15 protein-coding genes are annotated in these 21,132 nt (G+C 38.3%); 1 reads left to right on the plus strand and 14 read right to left on the minus strand.

What is annotated here, in order from left to right; all coding sequences use genetic code 11:
* Positions 1-315: 315 nt before the first annotated feature.
* The 12 genes from AC4G3K_RS02290 to AC4G3K_RS02345 form a co-directional block, all read right to left on the minus strand.
* On the minus strand, positions 316-945 hold the full coding sequence (locus AC4G3K_RS02290; protein ID WP_491132337.1) for a hypothetical protein: 630 nt from the start codon (positions 943-945) through the stop codon (positions 316-318).
* Positions 938-2,569: a TNT domain-containing protein gene (locus AC4G3K_RS02295; RefSeq protein WP_491132338.1), complete on the minus strand. Its 1,632-nt coding sequence runs from the start codon at positions 2,567-2,569 to the stop codon at positions 938-940. The genes AC4G3K_RS02290 and AC4G3K_RS02295 overlap by 8 nt, the downstream gene beginning before the upstream one ends.
* Positions 2,570-2,572: 3 nt before the next feature.
* Positions 2,573-2,911 carry a hypothetical protein gene (locus AC4G3K_RS02300; RefSeq protein WP_491075669.1) on the minus strand — a complete coding sequence of 113 codons (339 nt, stop codon included), beginning with the start codon at positions 2,909-2,911 and terminating at the stop codon, positions 2,573-2,575.
* Positions 2,904-3,614, minus strand: coding sequence for a DUF5081 family protein (locus tag AC4G3K_RS02305; RefSeq protein ID WP_491132339.1), 711 nt, complete (start codon positions 3,612-3,614; stop codon positions 2,904-2,906). The genes AC4G3K_RS02300 and AC4G3K_RS02305 overlap by 8 nt, the downstream gene beginning before the upstream one ends.
* The gene (locus AC4G3K_RS02310; protein WP_491075671.1) at positions 3,611-3,910 is read right to left on the minus strand and encodes a WXG100 family type VII secretion target; all 300 of its coding nucleotides are present in this window, start codon (positions 3,908-3,910) and stop codon (positions 3,611-3,613) included. Before AC4G3K_RS02310 ends, AC4G3K_RS02305 begins: the two co-directional genes overlap by 4 nt.
* Positions 3,898-4,284 carry a hypothetical protein gene (locus tag AC4G3K_RS02315; protein ID WP_491075672.1) on the minus strand — a complete coding sequence of 129 codons (387 nt, stop codon included), beginning with the start codon at positions 4,282-4,284 and terminating at the stop codon, positions 3,898-3,900. Before AC4G3K_RS02315 ends, AC4G3K_RS02310 begins: the two co-directional genes overlap by 13 nt.
* Positions 4,277-8,815, minus strand: coding sequence for a type VII secretion protein EssC (gene essC / locus AC4G3K_RS02320; protein WP_491132340.1), 4,539 nt, complete (start codon positions 8,813-8,815; stop codon positions 4,277-4,279). Before essC ends, AC4G3K_RS02315 begins: the two co-directional genes overlap by 8 nt.
* 74 nt (positions 8,816-8,889) lie before the next feature.
* The gene (essB, locus tag AC4G3K_RS02325) at positions 8,890-10,275 is read right to left on the minus strand and encodes a type VII secretion protein EssB (RefSeq protein ID WP_491075674.1); all 1,386 of its coding nucleotides are present in this window, start codon (positions 10,273-10,275) and stop codon (positions 8,890-8,892) included.
* A gap of 29 nt (positions 10,276-10,304) precedes the next feature.
* Complete coding sequence (locus AC4G3K_RS02330) at positions 10,305-10,556, minus strand: EsaB/YukD family protein (protein WP_491075675.1); 252 nt, start codon at positions 10,554-10,556, stop codon at positions 10,305-10,307.
* Between the two features lie 15 nt (positions 10,557-10,571).
* Positions 10,572-11,081, minus strand: a complete 510-nt coding sequence (essA, locus tag AC4G3K_RS02335; RefSeq protein ID WP_491075676.1) for a type VII secretion protein EssA — start codon at positions 11,079-11,081, stop codon at positions 10,572-10,574.
* Positions 11,050-14,595, minus strand: a complete 3,546-nt coding sequence (gene esaA, locus AC4G3K_RS02340; RefSeq protein ID WP_491132341.1) for a type VII secretion protein EsaA — start codon at positions 14,593-14,595, stop codon at positions 11,050-11,052. Before esaA ends, essA begins: the two co-directional genes overlap by 32 nt.
* 142 nt (positions 14,596-14,737) lie before the next feature.
* Entirely contained in the window at positions 14,738-15,034 is a 297-nt protein-coding gene (locus AC4G3K_RS02345; protein WP_491075678.1) for a WXG100 family type VII secretion target, read from the minus strand.
* Between the two features lie 738 nt (positions 15,035-15,772).
* On the opposite strand from AC4G3K_RS02345, the gene AC4G3K_RS02350 reads away from it, so the two are divergent.
* Entirely contained in the window at positions 15,773-16,927 is a 1,155-nt protein-coding gene (locus AC4G3K_RS02350; protein WP_491132342.1) for an endo-1,4-beta-xylanase, read from the plus strand.
* 185 nt (positions 16,928-17,112) lie between these two features.
* On the opposite strand, the gene AC4G3K_RS02355 is transcribed toward AC4G3K_RS02350, so the two are convergent.
* Positions 17,113-19,155 (minus strand): ABC transporter ATP-binding protein, encoded by a 2,043-nt coding sequence (locus AC4G3K_RS02355; protein ID WP_491132343.1) that lies wholly within the window; start codon positions 19,153-19,155, stop codon positions 17,113-17,115.
* Positions 19,155-20,906 (minus strand): ABC transporter ATP-binding protein, encoded by a 1,752-nt coding sequence (locus AC4G3K_RS02360; protein WP_491132344.1) that lies wholly within the window; start codon positions 20,904-20,906, stop codon positions 19,155-19,157. The genes AC4G3K_RS02355 and AC4G3K_RS02360 overlap by 1 nt, the downstream gene beginning before the upstream one ends.
* Positions 20,907-21,132 lie beyond the last annotated feature (226 nt).

A 21,132-nucleotide genomic window follows, 5' to 3' on the forward strand; every position in this document is an offset into this window, starting at 1 on the left:
TTCCAACAAAAATGTGTGATTTCCATACCGTTGATACTCCGTTCTTAGGAAACGCAATTTGTATAGTCCAAGGACAATCATTTTAAACCAAGGCATACTTTTTAGTCTGTTCAATGGGTGTATTCGTGAAAATTGAAATAATATTTTCCTCATTTAATAACTGTGAGGTTAGCTCTATATCCATTTTTTCATCGCTTCCTCATTAGTCAAATTTCCGCAATTTCTTAATAGTTTTTAAAGTACTATAGCAAAATGTATCCAGCCCATTCATAATATATGAAATGAGCCGGAAAACTCTGCCTCTATTCTTTCAAGTTACTTTATGCCTAGATATAACTTTTTAGCAAGTTCAATCTGATCCTGACTTACTTTAAAGTCCTCATTCCATCTGTCAATCAATGATTGAACCTTGTTTAATTTCACCGCAAAATTATATAGGACCAGAAAAGCATTGGGAGCCTTTCGTTCTTTAACCAAGAAGTCTTTTTCTAACGTTAAATCCGACAAATAATATATATTGAATAAGTCAGAATTCTTAGCTTCCTCTAAATTAATTACTTTAGCTTTTTCTTGCTTAATGGAAAAATACTCATCACCAACTTCTTGAGACAATATATTGTTTAATAATGAAAAGTCATCTGGTTTTAGTGATAAAATATCATTTTGAGCTTGTTTATTTTGAATTGGATTTCCTAATTTACTAATGGCATAGAGGCCAGTTGTGAATACGGCATCATTAATATGGATAAATTCCGCCTTAACAAATTTTTTATTTCGCTGTACAAGAGAAAGATGAAATTTCCCTTCATTCTCTATTAACTCAATAAATGTTTCTGGATCAATCCCAGAGTCACTTTTTCTATAAATTTCTATATGCACATTTCCATGTGATCTATTTAATAGGGTATATTCTTCCCCAAGATGTCTAGTTAACTTGTCAATCATTATGAATACCTCCCTTTTTCACTGAAACTTCCCTTATATAACCCTCATCAATTAAATCCTGCATAGTATATGGTTCTCCAGATTCATGATACTTGATATACTGGAAGCCTCCTCCGGGCCTATCAAACCATGGTGCTATTTTACCACCTGTCACCTCAAAATCCGTGATTACTTCATAAATATAGTAATTAGCTTCGTCACTATGCAAAGCTAAAGCACGAGATTCATATGGGATTCCTTCAGGTGAAAAGAAACCGCCAGATGGTTCCCCAAACCGATCAATCAGCATTCCTTCCTGCAAGTTCATGATTGTTGGTTCGCCATCAAACCCATCGTGAGGAGGCCAGTTAATAGCTCCATTTTCTTGATTATAATATTGAGGATTATCGTATACTTCCTTATATTGCAGATATTTTTGCTCATCTGGAGGGTACGCCCATTGATCCAATTTAGCTCGATCTTCAGGGTTAATTTCCCTTACATGTATTTCTGCGTCATCCGCCCAATCGCTGATTTTCCTCGTAGATGGAATATTAAGAGATGGCGGAACAGAGCTGACTGCTGAATTGAGTTCATCGCCGGCAGCTTGTTTCAGCACATTATCTGGTATGTGATCTCCTGCAGCTGCGGTGGCACTAGTAAGACGTGAAGGGATATTTTTAGCTGCTTCGTCAGCTATGTTATCAATTTGGTTTGTTCCCTGCTGAACACCATCTTTTATTCCCGCCTTTGGCCCAACAGTTCCTATATTATCAGTAAGTCTTCCAAATTTCGTTGCGTTGCCTGCAAACTTGGAAAACACACCAACAGGAAGGATATCAAGCGGGGCTAGCAATCCACGAAACCATCGCTCACCTGTCCCTAGCTCCCGGCCTGACACCCAATCCTCACCGGTAACTGCCGAGCTGAGTTCCATCACACCATAGGCTGCGCCAAGTGCAAGACCTGCAGGCGGACATAAAAGTGTCACACCAACAATGACAACAAGCGCTCCAATTTGAGTCCAGAATTCTTTATTTTCCTGATCATCACGAATGGATTCATATTCAAAAGCTCGCATGTTTATTTTTGCAAGTTGAAACTCTGACTGGGATAAATCTTGATCAGGGTTTATTTTCTTCCAATCTTCATATTCAAGCTTCATTTGCTCGCTATAAAAATTACCGCCACTGAGCAAATCATCGAGGCACACCGTTGTTTTCGGCACCTCTACAACAGTTACATGCTCATAGCCATATGTTTGCATTTCCGTAGCGCCAATTCGATTCGTCGTCGTATAATTCGAAATAGTGGCTTCTTCCATGGCCGAAATAAAAGCATCCATATCCTTATAAAAAGGTTGGTCTATCGTTCTATCTACTAAGTCGCCCACTTTTCCCGTAAATTGATTCAAAATTTCAAACTTCTCAAACATCGTTTGATAGGTACTTTTTTGACTCGTATGCGAAAAAGAAATTGCTCTATCCACATCATACTTAGCAATATCCTTTTCCGCATCCTCTAGTACCTCATTAAGCTTTTTAAGATCTTCAAACATTCCTTTTCCATAGAGACCATAACCGATCAGAGATTTAACACCGCTCCGCATCTTTTCCCAGTCGGAAGATATATATTTAACATCCATTAATTATCCTCCAAATTTAGCCCAGATTTGTTCAGCCAAAGCTGAATCAGTCTTTATCATCGTTTGGCAAATATCGTTTACTAAGGAGGATGCCCGGAAATACTGATCAAATAAATCCTGTACTTTTAAATTTGCCTCAGCGTATACTTCCATTGTCTCTTTGGCTTTCCCATCTGTATAAAACTTAAGGCTTCCTAATTTCTCAATACTAGGCATCGCATTGTTTTCAATTTCCGTAAAAATTTCGTTTAAATATGTTAATACTTGCATCAATTCATCCGGATTCATGAGAACCATTTTACCGGATCCCCCGCCGCCATCACTCAATTGGACATTAGGCAAATTCTTCACTCCTCTTATATGGGAAGTTCATTTCATCAAACAATATTTTCAAAAACCAATATTGGCTCGCATGATAATATTTCTTATTGATGATATCAAGCATGATTAACTTTTCATCCTTCGTAAAGATAAACCATTGTTGATAGTATTTTGGATTGAATTTGTTTTTCGGCTCCTCATCTAAATGAAAGAGTTCCAGATTCATAAACATTTTTTCCGGTTCATATTCTTCGATCTCACGACGCTCCTGATGAAGTAATTCTTGCTTGAGAAAACTCTTTTCCTCTTCTTTTGGTTCTCTCAAAACAAGCGGTATTTCATCACTTAACATTTTCAACACAATTGCCTTTGATAGAACCCGGAGTTGATAATGCTCACTTTCTTCCTTTTCAATCAGTAAAATTAATTCGTCCTGATTTTTCTCCTGAAAAGCAAACATGATATTATTGATGCGTACATATTTTTTGCTTTGATGATACATTTCCACTGCTTGGATAATAAATGCTCCGCCGCGCGTGATTTTCCCTTCTGACGTTAAAATTTCTTTTTCTATTAATCGCTGGTATGCCTCCTGAAATACTCCGTCACCCTTTAACTGATAAATTTCTTTCTCTGGCAACCCAAAAAGTACTTTACCCCCAAAGGCTGCTGCTAACAGATACAACTCTGGTGCTGTAAATGTATTTGTTGTTTCTCCACTCATAAATTCTTCACTTCCTTCACAGAAGCATCTTTCAGAAAGTCATCCATATAGCCATCTAAATTATTTAAAGCACTTGTTTGCTTCTTGACGGCCTCCTTCATATCTTTATGATATTTTTCGATAATTTCGAGATAGGTTAGAAAGGAGTCTCGCGCGTTCCCACTCCATTCAGCCTTATTCACATACTCTAGCAGCAGCTTACAGGTTTCATAGGTTTGATCGACTGATTTCTCTAATACTTTTGCTGCCGTCTTGGCTTCATTAAGCTTATCTTCATGAATAATTACTTTATCCAATCAAACATCCCCTCCAAGTACTCTTTTTCTTTCCTGAGTTGTTCTGCCGCTTCTTCATCTGCCTTCTGTTTATAATAGAGGTATTTATCATAGGCCTTCTCTTTGGCACGGACTAATGAGTCTCGTTTTTCCTTATCTGTATTGAAGTATTTCAGTACCTTTCCATTTAGCTCCTCTCTTTTTGTTTCAAAATCATTAGATGGTATTTTTGATACCGAGAGATTAGGTACAGATCCGCTATAAGAATCATAGGATGCATCTGCATCAGAAACATGTCTGTCAAAGTCTGAAATGGACTCCTGTAATTTGTTATATAATTTCTCATAGTCGTCCCTTTTCCCTTCAGAGGGCGTACGGATAAAAAAATTAAACACTTACAGTCACTTCCTCTCTTTTTTGATAAGGAGCAGCAATTTTAATTTTCTCAGCTTTACCCTGTTTGATTGAATAGGCTTCGTAAGGAAGTAAATTTTGTTCCCGATATGGACGATTGATTACTTCGAGAATGTTTTGGTCTGAAATCCGTCCAATCAATACACCTACTTTTTGCTTTTTCATAATGCTGATAATGTCATCGTACTTTCTTTCAATGGCTCCGAAGACCGCACCGAGGATAAAGTAAATACCAGCTCTTCCCCCGTTTTCTATTAACTTGGCTAACGTTGTTTGATTCATCATCGACATAGAGTCGACAACGAAGACTGCATCCGTAATCAAAATGACCATTGGGCGAAGCTCTTTCAAAAATTTATTTCTTGTCAGATTACCGTCTGCAGTTGCCTGAGCCTGACGGAACGCATCTTCTCTCATCTCAAACAATTCCTGCAATCTTTCAGTCATGGAATCCATTTCTCCTGTATGATCTGCATACATGTCTACATCTTCGCGATATTTTCTAAAGCTGCTTGAGGCATTATCAACCATAGCGACATCAATCAGACTGTTCTTAGAGATGACTGATAGCAATGTATGGAACGTGTTTTCAACTGAATCCATCATATCTCCAAGAATTAGTGTATTCGGATCTTTAGTGACATTGATTTCAATCGGTTCCACATTTTCAAAATCAACAGCAAACGGGATGCCGCCTCTTTGTATGATCTCTCTTGATTTTTTCAATTGGATGAGTGAAGCATAGTCCATAACTTCTGGAACCATTGGGATTGGGTTTGGCAATCTTCCTGTCCAGGAATTCGCCATCTCATCACATTCACGCTGTATTCCTTCAACAATGGCCAAAGCTTCTTCGCCGTGTACCGGAAGAGCCGTTTGAAAAGATGCAGGCTGTTCCAATTTGACTAATCCGCGGCCTGGAATCTCCTCAATCTTTAAGTCTGTTTTCCCAACAATACTTCTCGTTTCTGTATCATCTATTAGATAGAGGGGTATTTGATGCTTTATATTTGCTAATATTTGCGTACGTAAAACATTTTGTCTCCCCGCACTTATAACCATATGAATTCCTACACTGACACCTTCCCTGGCAATCTGTGCAATTATTCTCTCCATTACTTCCCGGTAAGGTACATCGACAATCGAATCAAATGTATCAAGGAGCAACAGTACGATTGGAACTTCTTCTCCGCTCGCTCTCTCATACATCGAGATATTTGCCACTCCATACTGGCTGAGTTTCTGCTTTCTCTCTTTAAGGTCTTTTTCAAGTCGTCTCAAAAGCTTTCCAATCTTAATCTCTTCATCGACCATAAAAGTATCAGCTACATGAGGTAAGTCCTTTAAAGGAAGTAACCCGTTTGTTCCAAGATCAATCAAATAGATATGAAGTCTCTCAGGATTATGCTGCCTTGCCAAATCCATGGCTACAGTTTGTAAAAATGTTGATTTTCCATAACCCGGACTGGAGAACACTGCTACATGTCCATCTTTTGATAGATTCAGCTTCAATGGATCCTGAGATTGCATTTCAGGAATATCGAGGAACCCTATGGTCACCTCAAGTGGTTTCTTTTCTTCCATCCATGCTTGACGATAGTCGACAGGATGTAGCTCAGATAAGAAAATGGTCTCCTCTAAAGGAGGGAGCCATGGCTTCGGTAATTCTTTAATATCATGTTCGATTGCATAATGCTTCATATGATCTACGACAGCATCCAATTCAGTCGGTACAGATGTGATTTCTGTCTTCTTGGACAATCCACTTAAATCCTGAGAGATAATATCGTACTGTCCAAGGTCATTAATGGCATAGATGGTCGTATCCATCCAATCCTCATCTGTTTTTTCAGGGATGTAATTTGCACCACTCCATGCACTCTGGAATAATTCATAGATTTCATTATTGCCGACTTGTAAATAGGCACGCCCTGGCAATGTAATTTCGGCTGCATCCGGCGTTTTAAGAATTTCATTTGAATCAGTGGTATTTTGAACTTTAAGCGCCAATTTAAATTTGGAGTTGGACCATATCTGATCATCTACGACCCCGCTTGGTTTCTGTGTCGCCAATATTAAATGAATTCCCAGTGAACGTCCGATACGCGCGGTGGATACAAGCTCTTTCATAAATTCCGGCTGTTCTGATTTTAATTCCGCAAACTCATCCGAAATTAAAAATAAATGCGGCATTGGCTCCTGAACTTCCCCTAATTTAAACAATTTCTGATATTGGTTAATATGATTGACATCATGCAGACCAAATAGTCTCTGTCTTTTTTGCAATTCCGCTTTAATAGAAGCCAATGCCCGCATGGATTGCGCCCCATCCAGATTCGTGATGGTACCCATAAGATGCGGAAGATCTTTGAATAAATTCGCCATTCCACCGCCTTTATAGTCAATCAGCAGGAACCCGACTTCATATGGATGAAAGTTAACAGCCAATGAGATAATGTAGGATTGAATGATTTCTGATTTACCGGAACCTGTTGTTCCTGCCACGAGACCATGTGGGCCATGTGCTTTTTCATGCAAATTCAGATTGACAATATCCTCTTTCCCACGTAATCCCAATGGTACAGCTAAACTTTTATAGGTTTCATTTTGTGTCCAGCGCTCTTTGATTTGTAAATCTTCGACTCTCTCCACTCCATACATTTCAAGGAATGTAACAGCTTCGGGAATTGAATTCTTTAAATTTTGCAGATGGTTAAGGGGAGCAAGAGCCCGGGACATTTCTTCTTTATCAAAATCTTTAGGGAAATGATCCGGTTGAAAACGCCTGTTTACGAGCTCACCTTTTTCAAGGATGATATTACCGGTTAAGGAATCTCTTATATCAATAACTGTCGTCACATGTTCAGGCAATGATTGCATGACGTCTTGGACAAAGACAATAGAAACCCCTAAATCACTTGGATCTTCATTTAAATACTCCATCACGGAATGATCGAGAACCATTTTTTCATCTGTTATCAGGACAACAAATTGCGGGGAGAAATAGATTTTCTCATTATTGTTCTTCTCATCTACTTGTAATTTTCGGTCCTTGATAATTTGATAAAGTGAATTTAAAACCTGATCACGGGAGCGTTCATGATAGACAAATCCTCTCACATTGATCCCCTGAATGCTGGCATGCGGGAGCCAGCGCATCCAATCCCATTGCTCTTTTTCTTCTTCTGGGAAAATGTTGATAAACTGCACATCATGATAACTCTGAAAAAGCGCTGTTTGCATCACAAGCAATTGCAGTTGTTCGACAACGAGATGACGCTGTCCGATGTATCCCACCGGTCCATTCATCAGGGAGGTAATCAATGGAACTTGTTTGATTTCTTCATACTGTGAACGCAGCTTGCGTGCTTCGTCCATCAATTCATCCTTTTCCTGCGTGAATTCCTCCACGCTCAAATCAATCTCAAAACTCGTTTTTACATTTCCGATTCCAACACGGTACATTAAAAAATCATGATGAAACATGGTTTTCTCGTAAATTCTGGAATCGATATCCACGGCCATTTTTCTAATTTGTTCAATCGTTGGATAATGATAGTGGAGGGCATGACGCTGATCATTACTTGCCTCATATAATTCCTTTGTTTTATTCTTTATATATTCACGGTAACTAACATCCCGTTCTTTTGTATCTGTTCGATATTCTTTTAAACTCTTAATATACGATGTAATGGCAAAAATAACGGTCACAATCGTCATGGAAAGCATGACAATTAAATAAATACCGCTTCCGTTAAACAGGGACACCACTACACATGCAGCAATCATGACAATCGGCGGTACAATGATCCGGGCAATTTGTTCACTAGGCTTTCTCGGTTTAGGTGAAGGTCTCGCTATTTGCCGCTTTTCCTCCGGTTCTCTATAAATAATTCTTGGAGAACGATGATAATCCGGATATTCTGATGAGTAACTTAAAGGCTGTTCATATAAGCGGATTAATTTTGCAGCTTCTATTAATTCATTACCTACAATTTCAATGGAATGCTTTCCAAATGTGATTAGCATTCCTTCCATATAAAGCTGATCTCCATCCTCAAGAATGAGCTCACCATCTGCACGGATAAAGTTATGATACACAGTACCTTGAATGACACTTAATCTAAAGGCCATCGTAACCTCATCACGATAAAGAATCATATCGCTCGCTGACCCTTTGATTTGAATATCATCATACTCATTGGATCCGATCGAAAAACTGGTTTGACTGGATGTATCATAGAAAATCGGTTTTGATATATTGATTAACCTTAAGGAAATTGTTCCTTCACCATGATCCGGCAGGACTAGCTGGTCATTTAGCTGTAACTGCCGTCCATCTAACCAGCAGGAATGACCATCCCACTCTATACATATCGATTCCATCGTTCCTGCACAAGTAATCGTGTGACCTTCGTCAATACCCAGTGTGACCTTTTGAGGCACATCTTCCGATAAGTGGCATTTATGCAATTGTTCTTTATAGGCCAGCAGTAATAATCGTTGTGCCATCTATCTCTCCCTCTCTGTTACAACTAAAAATAAATTGGACACTCTCTGGGGAAAATCTCAGTGCCATTACCCAATTATTCTTTTGCATTAGTGTCTTCCTTCGCTTTAGAGTTTTCTGCACCCTTTTGATCCGGTTTACTTGCTTCCTTATCTGGTGCTTTTTCTTTATTATCCACTTCACTTGCCGGTTTCTCCACCTTGTCAGGCACCGTCTCTTCTACAGGTGTTGCTTCCTCAACAGGTACTGCTCCGTCGACAGGTGCAGTCTCTTCTGCAGGAACTTCATTTGTAACACCCTGAGATTTAAGCCCGGATTTCTCTTCATATTCCTTTAATTTTTCTTCGTATTTTTGCACCTTATCTTCACGCTCGGTTCCACTAAGGTCAGGGTCGTTTTTAGCTTCTGTAATTTGCTGAAGCAGTCCATATATAATCAATGTTGGATCATCTACATACATGGCCAAATCCATAGATTCCGTGAAATTTCCACGTCCGTTATAAACCCAATATAATAAATAGTTCTCATCACTTTTCATGCTGATGTTTTTCATGATGGCTTCTTTTTGTGAGGGACCTAAATTTTCTGCACGAATATAGGAATAGGCCAATATATATTTTGCCGAGTATGGCAATTCTTCCGGCTCATTGTTCTCCAGTTCTGATATGACGTTTCCATATTCATTCCTTAAAAAATAACTATGTGCCTGCAATAGGTGATTTTGTTCTGGCACTCTACTAAAAAGCATATAAACAAGTGGGATGGCTAAAATAATGGCTACTGCAATCAGGGAATAAGTTAATTGCTTAAAAAGTCTGAACTTTTTCTTCGGAACCATTTGCAGATTTTTTTCAGATTCTGCTTTTTCTTTTATATAATTTGTTTCGATTAGTTCTATCAGTGAATCCAGATGAGCCGTTTCGGCTATTTGTTTTTCGAATTCGGTATCTTTTGCATTATGTATGGAGCCCGAATAGAGCTCATTAAAGTTGAATTTTTTTGAAAATATAGCGATTGCCAAACATTTGTATTGATGTAAGAATACCCCTTCATCCACAGTAAACGGTGGTACTGCATCCCTGATTCCCCGATGGATAACAGAGGGTATCAGATTATCATCCCAAATGAGATTATCGGGGTGCAGGAAAAATGTAATTCTCGTAGTTAAAAGTTTTTGTAAACGTGCTACATTACATAACAAGCGTAATTTATCTGCACGATTTAAAGATAAGACATCTGTCCAGAGCTTATCTCTTCGGGTGATATTATAAAGAAAGGTATACGTATCCTCCTCTTCTTCTACCTGAGCAGGTACGAAATAGTCCGTTTTTTCTGTTAGCAGTGAAAGATGCCTTATATCTTTCACGCGTGTTTGTGATTTCGGCATTTTTAATGCCCATCTATCTTCAAGCATAGTAAAATGGAATGTATGGGACTCCATGTGAATTTCTTTTTCTTGCATGTCCTTTAACTCCTTTGACCACCCGTTTTTTATAAAACTACCAGTATATCTCCATCTGTAACCGGATAATCAGCTAATCGGTCATCATCCGTTAACAATAACGATTTTCCCGGTACTTTTACTGTATATAGAAATTCTTTATCTACATTAATTTGTAAAGTTTCTGTTAAATTGACCAGTAATTGTTTTACCGGCTGATGAACAGGAATTCTCAAATCGTATCGTCCAAACTGTTTTTTAGTAAAATCTACTGTTACGTTAATATGAGTTACACCAGGCAACACTTGCATCTCCTCTCAACTCATCATATTTTTGGCCGCCATGTAAATGCCTCCACAGATGACTAAGACAACAACTGAAAGGGCAGCCAGAATCGTTGATCCAATCTTTTTATCCTCTTCTTTCTCTTCAGTTGCTACGACAGGTACTTCATAACTTTCATTAAACAAAGAGACTTTTGTTTCATTAAGTGTTTTATTTGCTTCCACTTCTGAAATAAATAAAGAATCCTTCAGGTCTTCCTTTTCTTTTTCCAGCTTCTTTTGATTCTCTTCTATCGTTTTCCGGGTTTGTTCTTTGAACAAACCCGGAATTCTTTTTTCTAATTCATTTTCTCTATATTGCTTCGAATCCTTTTGCTTCTTCTCTTCTTCTTCCTGACTGATTCTGTCCTGCTGTATATTGATATTCCCATCATGTTCCAAATCACCTTCAGCTTGTACAGGGATACCACCAACTAAAAACAAGCTGGTTGCAATCAAGAGCAGACAATGATTAACTTGCTTTAGTTGTTTCAGGACCCTCAACCTCCCTGCTCCATGAGAATTTGTTTACTACAAACAAATTCAAAGCAATTCCTAAGGCTAATCCTCCTATTGAACAAATGATGACCCATATATTTAAATCCGAGCCTTTAGAAAAAGCAGTAAGTAATTGTTCCATATGCTGTAACGGAGAAAACTCCTTTACTTTGGCTCCTACTGATAACTTATCAAAATGCAATCCAAGTGCATCTGCAAAGAAGAGATACATACTGAACAGAGTGAGCAGAATAAACATCCCTCCCATTTTCAGCTGCCTTAACAGATAGGTAGCAACTACGGTCATTGAAAGCATAATGAGCATGACCAAACCAATCCATGGAATAAAGTAACTCTGTGACATATTTAAGAAATAACCGGAAAGCAAACTAATCAGGAGCCCTTCAACCAAGCCTACTCCAAGAGTTAAAAGGGTGATTGGTAAATTACTGCTCCACAAAGCTCGTTCTGTCTCAAATGAATCTCGTGAGAGTCGTTTTTTCTCATTGTTTGAAAGGACATATGCTGAGAACAGGGCCACTATGAAACATATTAAAACCATGAAATAAGGATGGAACGTCTCTTCTACAGCAATAATCTCGCCATTTTTCGTTTGAACAGGATTGGAAAGGAATTTGAATAAATCCTCGTTTTGACGTTCTCCAATCCGGGAATTGGCTAGTACTCCCGCAAAGTTTGAAGCGAAGTTTTTATCACCCGATACTTTTTCAGTCATGTCTCCAAGCAAATTGTCCGCATTTTTGACTAGGGTTACACCACTTATTTGAATGGTTTTCGCATCTTCTTCCAATTCATCAAAGGTCTGATAAACACCGTCTGCGGATTCCTTATTTCCTCTTGATTGCGTCACAAGATTCTCACTCATATCGAGTAATGATCTTAAGGAATCATCCATCGTAAGGATCATATTCTGTTCATCACCCTGTTTGGATAAAATGGTGGATTGATTGTCAAGCAAATTCAAACTTTGCTCTCTCCATGTCCCTACATCACTTATTGTATTTGCAAGTGATTCATTTAACACTTCTGCCTCAGCCATTGTCCTTGCGATTGAGTCGGCAAGTTCTTTAGAATTTCCGCTGGCTTTGTCAACAATTGCAAGATACGAGTCGATTTTTGCCTTCAGTTCTGCCGTTTCTCTTTTCACTTCTGATAAAAACTGATCTGACATATAGCCGGCTAATACATCAACTAAATCCTGTTTGTTGAACATGTAGTAAAGTGAATTTGATGTTGCATGATCTTTTAGATTCTCATCAGTTGACAATACTTTTGCTTCGTTCATATCTATACCGAAATAAATGTCATAAAGCATAGCTAAACGATAATACTCTTTTATGGATTCATTGACGCTTTTGATTAAGCTACTAGTAGTAATTGTCTTTATAGGTGACAATATTTCATGAGAAATTGTATTATTTTCAATTAAAACCGGCTCTGGTGCTGGTTCAGGCTCAGTGGTCGGTGGCTCTTCCGGGTTAGCTGGACCAGGCTCAGTGGCCGGCGGCTCTTCCGGGTTAGCTGGACCAGGCTCAGCGGCTGGCGGCTCAGCGGGATTGGGATTAGTAGTTGGTTGATCATCACCCGGTTTCTGTTCATTGCCTGTTTCCGGTTCATCAAGATCTGTATCCTCATCGCCTGCTGGCGGTGCAGTCTTGTCATCTTCATTCGTACCAGGTTCAATTACTGTTTCATTAGTACCGTTATCTTCTTGTTTTTCATTACTCTCGACAGCTGTCGTTTGAATGATATTCATAGAGACAGATTCAGCAGGTCGATCAGTTGGTGGACTTTCCGGAATTTCCATATCTGGTGCTGGCTCAGTATCCTCCGGTGTTTCCGTTTCAGGCTTGTCTTCACTGCCATTCGCATCCTCTTGGGCAATTTGCCATTTCCATTTAATCGGCTGGAAAACATCAATCTTATCTGCATCTTCTCTTAATTTAACAACCATATTTACTTTAAAAGTGCCTTTTATAGATCTTGGGAGAGTAATACTACCATCTTCGCCCGGTGTATATTGTTGTTCAAATCTGCCCGGTAACTTGAGTGTTAAATTCTCCAATGAGAACCCATCCGGCAAGGTGAAAGTGAATTTCTGGTCTTTTTTTCTATTGGCAGGTAACTCGACCTCATCTGTTAAAGTAATACCATTTACCCTTAAATCATCTTTAATTGAATTGATCTTATCAATTAATGGAAGGTTTTCACTTGATGGATTGGGGGTAGTATTAAATTCAGAAATATATTTATTTGTTATATTAACAACATTTTTTAATTGCCTTGTTGCCCCATCCTCTAATGTTAATTCGTCAATTTGATTGGCATCTAATGTCGGTAATTTAAGAATTTGGTTGGCAATAGCTGTTTTCATATTTGAATCTGGCACACCAAAGAAAGTGGACATACTCACTGTTCCTGTTTCACCGGAGTTTCCTTTCAGTGTTTCACTCAAATCTTCTCTAACCAGCTGTTTTAGTTCTTCATCCTCTGTTAATAATGTAGTTGTTAATTCTGTGTTAAATGTCCCCATTTTCTCCTGTGTATCAGTCAAATGGTTCTGAATGGCTGTTGACTCAGTCAAGATATTGGCAGATGAAGCCATCTCATCTTGCTTGAACTGATCATTAATTGTTTGGTTGGCTGACATTAAATTTGTAAATTGAGCAGTAACATCCTCACTGTTCATAGTTTGGTCCAGTTGACTTAATTGACTTCCAAAATCAGCTGCCAGCGCCCCATTCGTTTGATGCATATCTGTAAATTGTTTGTATCGATCATAGTATGTTTGGTTGGCCTGCATGCCAGTTCCAAGGTTGTCTTCAAATGATGCAAGGATTCCTTCAAGCCCTTTGAAACTTGTTTTCGAGGCACCGGCTCCACTCTGAATCTGATCAAATTGTGAGGTATAATTGCTGAGAGGGTTATGAATAGAGCGATTAAAAATACCTGTATAATGTTCCTCCTGGTCCACCACTTTTTTTACATTGTCCTGAGCTTCCTGAAGGTTGCCGATAACACTTGCAAAATAGACATCTATGATTTGTTTATTAAAATTATTTAAAATAGAACTGGCTGTTTTCTCAGCCTTTTCTTTAATGATTGCATTTCCTGAAGTATTAATTTTATAATTCAACGTTACTTTTTCGGGAGAACTAGAATCAATATCAAGTGCTTTTTCCGTAAAATCGTTCGGAATGACAATCATCATATTATACGCATTTCGCTTAATCCCACTTTCAGCCACACCACGGCTGACAACATACCAATTATGCGTGTCCTCACTCTCTATACTCTTAACAAATTCACTGCCGAAATCATATTTTTTTGCATTTAAAACCGAACCCTTATCTTCATTTACAAGAGCAATCGTCATTTTTTCCTCAGCTTTATTTTTATCTATTTGTGAGGTCTGATCCAAGCCAAGGTATGAGATAGCTCCCGTTAACGCTATGATTAATGCAAGAAAAAGCAAAAATCCCTTTGCGATCTTATTCATGCCAACACCCCTGATTTTCTCTTTTATGTATACTTCCTGCTATTCCTTATTCTATTAAAATAGAATTCTCCTATTATAAGCAAAAGCCACACAAAAAAGCGTGGCCTTTGCTTACACGAATCATCGTAACGCTGGATATGGCTTATTGAAGACCAAAGTTTTTAGCCAATTGCTCGTCATGTTGTCTAACCGCTTCTGCAGTATTATCCAATTGAGTGTTGATATCTTGTAAAAGGGTCGCGAAATTTTGGACTTTCGGAGCAAGCTGATTAAATTGTTCATCAAATTTACCGAAGGCTTGACCTTCCCATTCAGCTGCTAAGTCTCTTTGTACATTTTTTAATTCGCTTAAAATTTGCTCAATTTGTTGTGAACTGTTCCCGTACATTTTTGCTCTTTGTTTCAGTTGCTCAGGGGTCATACGAATTTGTCCTGACATTTACAAACACTCCTTTTTTTCTTTTTTTATTTTTGTTCTAAGTATGGATACTGAGACGACTACGCTACACTGATACTTTGGTATGGAAAAATTAAAATATTACAGTCGTTCCTAGCATTTACAAATATACCCATACTATTTACAATTTTAACCTCAAAAGGATTATTTTTTACAAAAAAATTAAAAAATAAGTCTAAAGAACTAGAATATTTTTTAGAGAATTGGATTTTCAGATTTAAAAATAGTGATATTTACTCACAAGTTAGATTGCAACTCAGGACAATCTTCTTTAAAATAAGTGATTTTTTATATTTAGCATACGAATTATTGAGGAAATTAACTTTTATAATCTATTAAATTAGTCACAACTCATAGAGTAGATTATAGTAAAAACAGCTCCCGATTCTTCTCAATAACTTTAATCTTACATTCTATTATTCACCTGGTAGATTATTATAATAAATTGGTTGAATATAGTGATTGTGTCTTTAACATTATGTAGAAGAGGAATAAAACTGCATTTTTGATTGTTATTTTTAATCTATGTACTTTAACCTATTTCTTTTATGTATTTAGTCCCGAATTAATGGGTAAGAAGGTTTTTAGACCATGAATTATTACCTGTTTTTCTTATAACTCTGTTTGTTTTATAGACTTCCTATGTTGATTGCTTCTATAATAATCTTCAAACATAATAATGTAACCGCTTTCTAAATAAACAAAAAAGGAGATTAGGCCATGTCACACAATTTAACTCGTAAGTTCCTCAGTCTCGGATTAGCTATCGCCCTTGCCACCCCCTTAGTTTCCACAGATGTTGTCAGCGCTCAGCCATTAAGTGCATTAAAAGCTCCCCCTTTATATGAAAGGTACGAAGATTCTTTTTCGATTGGGGCTGCCGTTGAACCAAATCAATTGGAGGGCAAAAGCAGTCAAGTTTTAAAACGCCACTATAACAGCATTGTTGCAGAGAATGTAATGAAGCCTATTTCCATCCAACCCAAAGAGGGGAAATTCAATTTCAAAGAAGCTGATAAAATTGTAAAATTCGCCAAGAAAAACGATATGGATGTCCGTTTTCATACCCTTGTATGGCATAGCCAGGTTCCTGAATGGTTCTTTATTGATAAGAAAGGGAATAAAATGGCAGAAGAAACCAATCCAAAACAGCGGGAGAAAAATAAAAAGCTGCTATTACAGCGTTTAGAAAAACATATAAAAACGATCGTCCAACGGTATAAATATGATGTGGATTCTTGGGATGTCGTAAACGAAGTAATTGACGAATACGCATCAAATGAACAGAAGCTGCGTGAATCTCCATGGTATCAAATAACTGGTACAGATTATATTAAGGTTGCATTTAAAACAGTTGAAAAATATGCAAAGAAGGATGCAAAACTGTACATTAATGATTACAACACAGAGGTAGAACCTAAAAAAACCTATTTATATAACCTCGTTGTTGATTTGCTGGACCAAGGAGTTCCTATTGACGGTGTCGGACATCAAGCCCATATTCAATTGGGTTGGCCCTCTCTTGCCGAAACAGAGGAATCGATCAATCGTTTTGCCAGTCTTGGTTTAGATAATCAGATCACTGAATTGGATGTGAGCTTATATGGTTGGCCTCCAAGACCAGCTTATCCATCATACGAGGATATTCCAGATGAAGTGCTCCAGCGTCAAGCTGACAGATACAATGATTTATTTGAAATGTATGAGAGGTTAGAAGATAAGATAAGTAGCGTGACGTTCTGGGGAATAGCAGATAATCACACATGGCTAGACGATCGTGCAAAGGAGTATAATAATGGTGTTGGAAAAGATGCCCCCTTTGTCTTTGACCCGGATTATAATATAAAGCCTGCATATTGGGCTATTATGGACTAGGAAGTTAACAGTACTATTATTAGCAGTAAAAGGATTAGGCAAAAAACTTCTGGAATTCCAGATACCTTCGTGCAATCGCATATACTAAGTAAAAGAGGAAGCAGCAAGTGCTTCCTCTTATTTATACTACCAACCTATATAAATCTTGCTATACTGTGGCTGTAAAACGATCACCGCTAAAACGATTAACCTGCCAGTTTGCCAATCTGCAGTTCGTACATTTGATAATATTTCCCCTTTAATTCCATGAGTTGATCATGATTTCCTCTCTCCACTATTGTTCCTTTATCAAGCACGAGGATATGATCTGCATTTTTTATAGTAGAAAGACGATGTGCAATGATAAAGGTGGTTCGCCCTTTCTTTAGCACATCCATAGCCTCTTGAATCAATGTTTCTGTTTCTGTATCGATACTGGAAGTAGCCTCATCCAGAATGAGAATGGCCGGGTTAAAAGCCAGTGCACGAGCAAATGAGATCAATTGCCGCTGGCCCGATGATAGAGTACTTCCTTTTTCTACTACCGGTTCATCAAAGCCATGTTCAAGATGGGTCAATACTCGATCCGCACCCACATCCCGTAAGGCTTTTTCCGCCACTTCTCTCGTAATCTTTGGATCATTCAGTGTAATATTCGATAGGATCGTCCCTGTAAACAGATAAGGATCCTGCAATACGATTCCCATATGCTCACGTAAGGCTTGATGGGGAATATCTTTTAATTCCTGTCCATCAATTCGGATAGACCCCTCCTGATAGTCATAAAATCGGAATAAAAGATTCATAATTGAACTTTTCCCTGACCCCGTATGTCCTACTAAGGCAATCGTTTCTCCCTGTTTTGCTTCAAAATGAATATCATTTAACACATTTTCCCCTTCCTTATAGCTGAAGGAAACATGGTTAAATTGAACAACTCCTTTGAAACGAGGGATACAATCATCCACTACATGGGTCCCCTTCTCATCAAGCAAGGCAAACACCCGTTCACCAGCTACCATCGCCTGTTCAAAATTCGCAAACTGATTTACGATTCCTGAAATGGGATGGAACAAGCGGTTTAAGTAGTTAACCATTGCATATAAAACACCGAGGCTGACAATGGATTCACCGGATACTGCCATACCTCCAAAATACCAAATGAATAAGGTTAATGTAAGAACACGGATAAAGCCTACTAGGTTTCCGTTTAGTAATGAATTTAATTTTTGCATTTTACTTTGGTACACATAATGTTCTTTGTTCAATTTTTCAAATTCATCAGTCGTTTCTTTCTCACGCTTGAATGCCTGAATAATATTCATTCCATTTATCGATTCATTAATCATTCCATTGATATCGCTTATACGTGCCCGAATGACCCTGTTATATTTTGCAGCAAATTTACGGAATACCAACGTCCACACGACAAGCAAAGGCAAGATAATGAGTGTCGCCATCCCAAGTTTTACGTTAAGCAGGAATAAGGCAATGATGATTCCGATAATATTAATCATGCTTGAGAAAAAATTAGCTAATACTCTTACATATAACTCACGAATTGCCTCTGTATCATTCGTAATCCGGGCCACTACCTTCCCTGCCGGCAAATTGTCAAAGTAACCAATCGGCAGTCGTTGAAGTTTCGCAAATACCTCCTTGCGCATCGTTTGAATAATCCGATTTGCTGCTTTTTGTAAATAATAGCTTTGTCCATATTGAAAGAAGAACGCCACAACCATAATTCCAAAATAAAGAGTGATCAATCGAATAATGCGGCTGATCTCCGGCTGATAGAAAGCCATGATTTGCTTACCAGATAATTTCTCAGCTTCATAAATCGCCTTTTTCTCTCCACTTGTAATGATCAGCTGTCCATCTTTATACTTTCTTTCCCCATCAAACTCTATCGGTTGATTTAGAAAGAAAAAGGTCATTCCAACCTGCTGTATGGCAACCTTTTTTCCAGTCCATTCTCCCTTTTCCACATATGCCTCACGCTTATACCAGGCACCCTGATAGTTAACTGCATCCTCTGTTTCTTTCGTTTCAACCCACGGAGATTCAATCCCCGTTATATGGTTGTCTATCATGGTTTTACCGATATAAGGCCCCATTAAATCAGCTCCTACCGAAATAGATAGCATCATTAGTGCAAGGATAATAGTTCCCTTAAACCTTTTTGCATATTGATATAAACGCTTTCCTGTTTTCCAACCGGATTCCGTTTGTTCCAAGTGTTCATTCATTAGGCACTCACCTCCGTATTCACTTCGACTTGCTGGCGATCAAATTGTTCTTTGTACCAGCCGCCTATTTGGAGTAACATTTCATGTGTGCCTTCTTCAATTACTACTCCGTCATCGAGTACAATAATCCAGTCTGCATGCTGTACAGCCGATAATCTATGAGTGGTAATCATTGTTGTTTTTCCTTTTCGTTCTTTACGAATGTTTTCAATAATCGTTGTTTCAGTTTTAGCATCTACCGCAGATAACGAATCATCCAGAATCAGAATCTCTGGATCTTTTATTAACGCCCTTGCAATTGAAATCCTTTGCTTTTGACCACCTGATAAAGCAATTCCTTTTTCTCCAACCAGCGTTTCCAGCTTGTTTGGAAGCCTCTCTATATCTTTTTCAAAATCCGCCAGGCGGATCGCTTTCATAAACTCTTCCTCAGTCGCTTCCATTTTTCCGAATAAGATATTTTCCCGAACCGTTTTAGAAAATAATACATGGTCCTGAGGTACATACCCAATCCATTCCCTTATTTCCTCCAGATTTTGTTTCTCAATTGGTACATCAGAAATGGAAAGCACTCCGTTTCCCGCCGGGTACTCTCGTAGCAATTGTTTGACTAAGGTCGTTTTTCCGCTACCCGTTTTCCCAACAATCCCAATTGTTTCACCACTTTCAATTTTGACATTAATATCAGCTAAATTATCTACTTTGGATGAAGGATAACGAAACTTAACCTGATCAAAAACAATGTTTTCAAGTGCCGGCACATCTACAGAACACGGATCATTTTTGACATCCTCCTGGTAGGATAATGTTTCATTCATCCGATCCAGTGAAGCATTTCCTCTTTGCATCACATTAATTAATTCACCAATTGCTATCATCGGCCAGATCAGCATCGATAAATACACATTGAAGGTGACAAGCTGACCGATTGAAATTTGCTGAGCGAACACCAGATTGGCCCCGTATCCAAGACTGATTAAATAGCTGATGCCGATAACGAAGGTGATAACCGGATCAAATATGGAATCAATCTTCGCCACCTTCATATTTTTCTCATATACATCCTCTGTCATTTCTTCAAACCGCTTTTCATCAGCCCGTTCTTGTACATACGCTCGGATAACACGAACTCCCGCCACTGATTCCAGAACTTTATCATTCATTTCACCGAAAGCATCCTGTGCTACAGTGAAGTATTCATGAATTCGCTCTCCGCCCTTTTTTACAGCCCATGCCATAATAGGCAAAGGCAAAATGGCTGCAAGAGTTAACTGCCAACTGATTGTAATGGCCATCGTTAATAAAATGGCAATCATATATAAGGTGGAATCCATTAATGTTAAAATTCCAAATCCCGCTGTAACGGATATAGATTTGAGGTCATTTGTGGCTCTAGCCATTAAATCGCCAGTCCGGTTTTTTTCATAAAAGGTTGGCGTCATTTTTAATAAATGGCCCATAAACCCAGAGCGTAACTTCCGCTCCAAAACATACGCCCCACTGAATAACTGGTAATTCCAAACATATGTTAATAGATAAAGGGTGACCATCAACCCAATCAGCCACCAAATATATTTCATGAGTGTCTCCTGCGTCATCACGCCTATACTCATGTCATCTATTGCCATCCCAACAATCATTGGCGGCAAAACTTCCAGCACATTCACGATATTTAATAACCCTATTGCTACTGTATAGCGAATCCAGTGCTCTTTAAAAAACCATCTTAATTTCTTTAAAACCGAAAACATTCCATCCCCTCCTTAGTCTTAACCGAAGTACATTTTAACTGCTACGTACTGTTTGACTGGACCTTCCTTGAAATTTTCACATTGATAAAATTAGTTAACATCTGTCTTCCTCCTCCATCTGAATATAACCTTGAAATTCACCAACAAAAAAAAGGCTGCAACGCTATTCGTGAAGTACTTTAACTATTCAAAAGTAAAGATTCAAACGTTAAAGAACGTCCAATCA

It is taken from the genome of Bacillus sp. z26 (genome assembly GCF_058313635.1).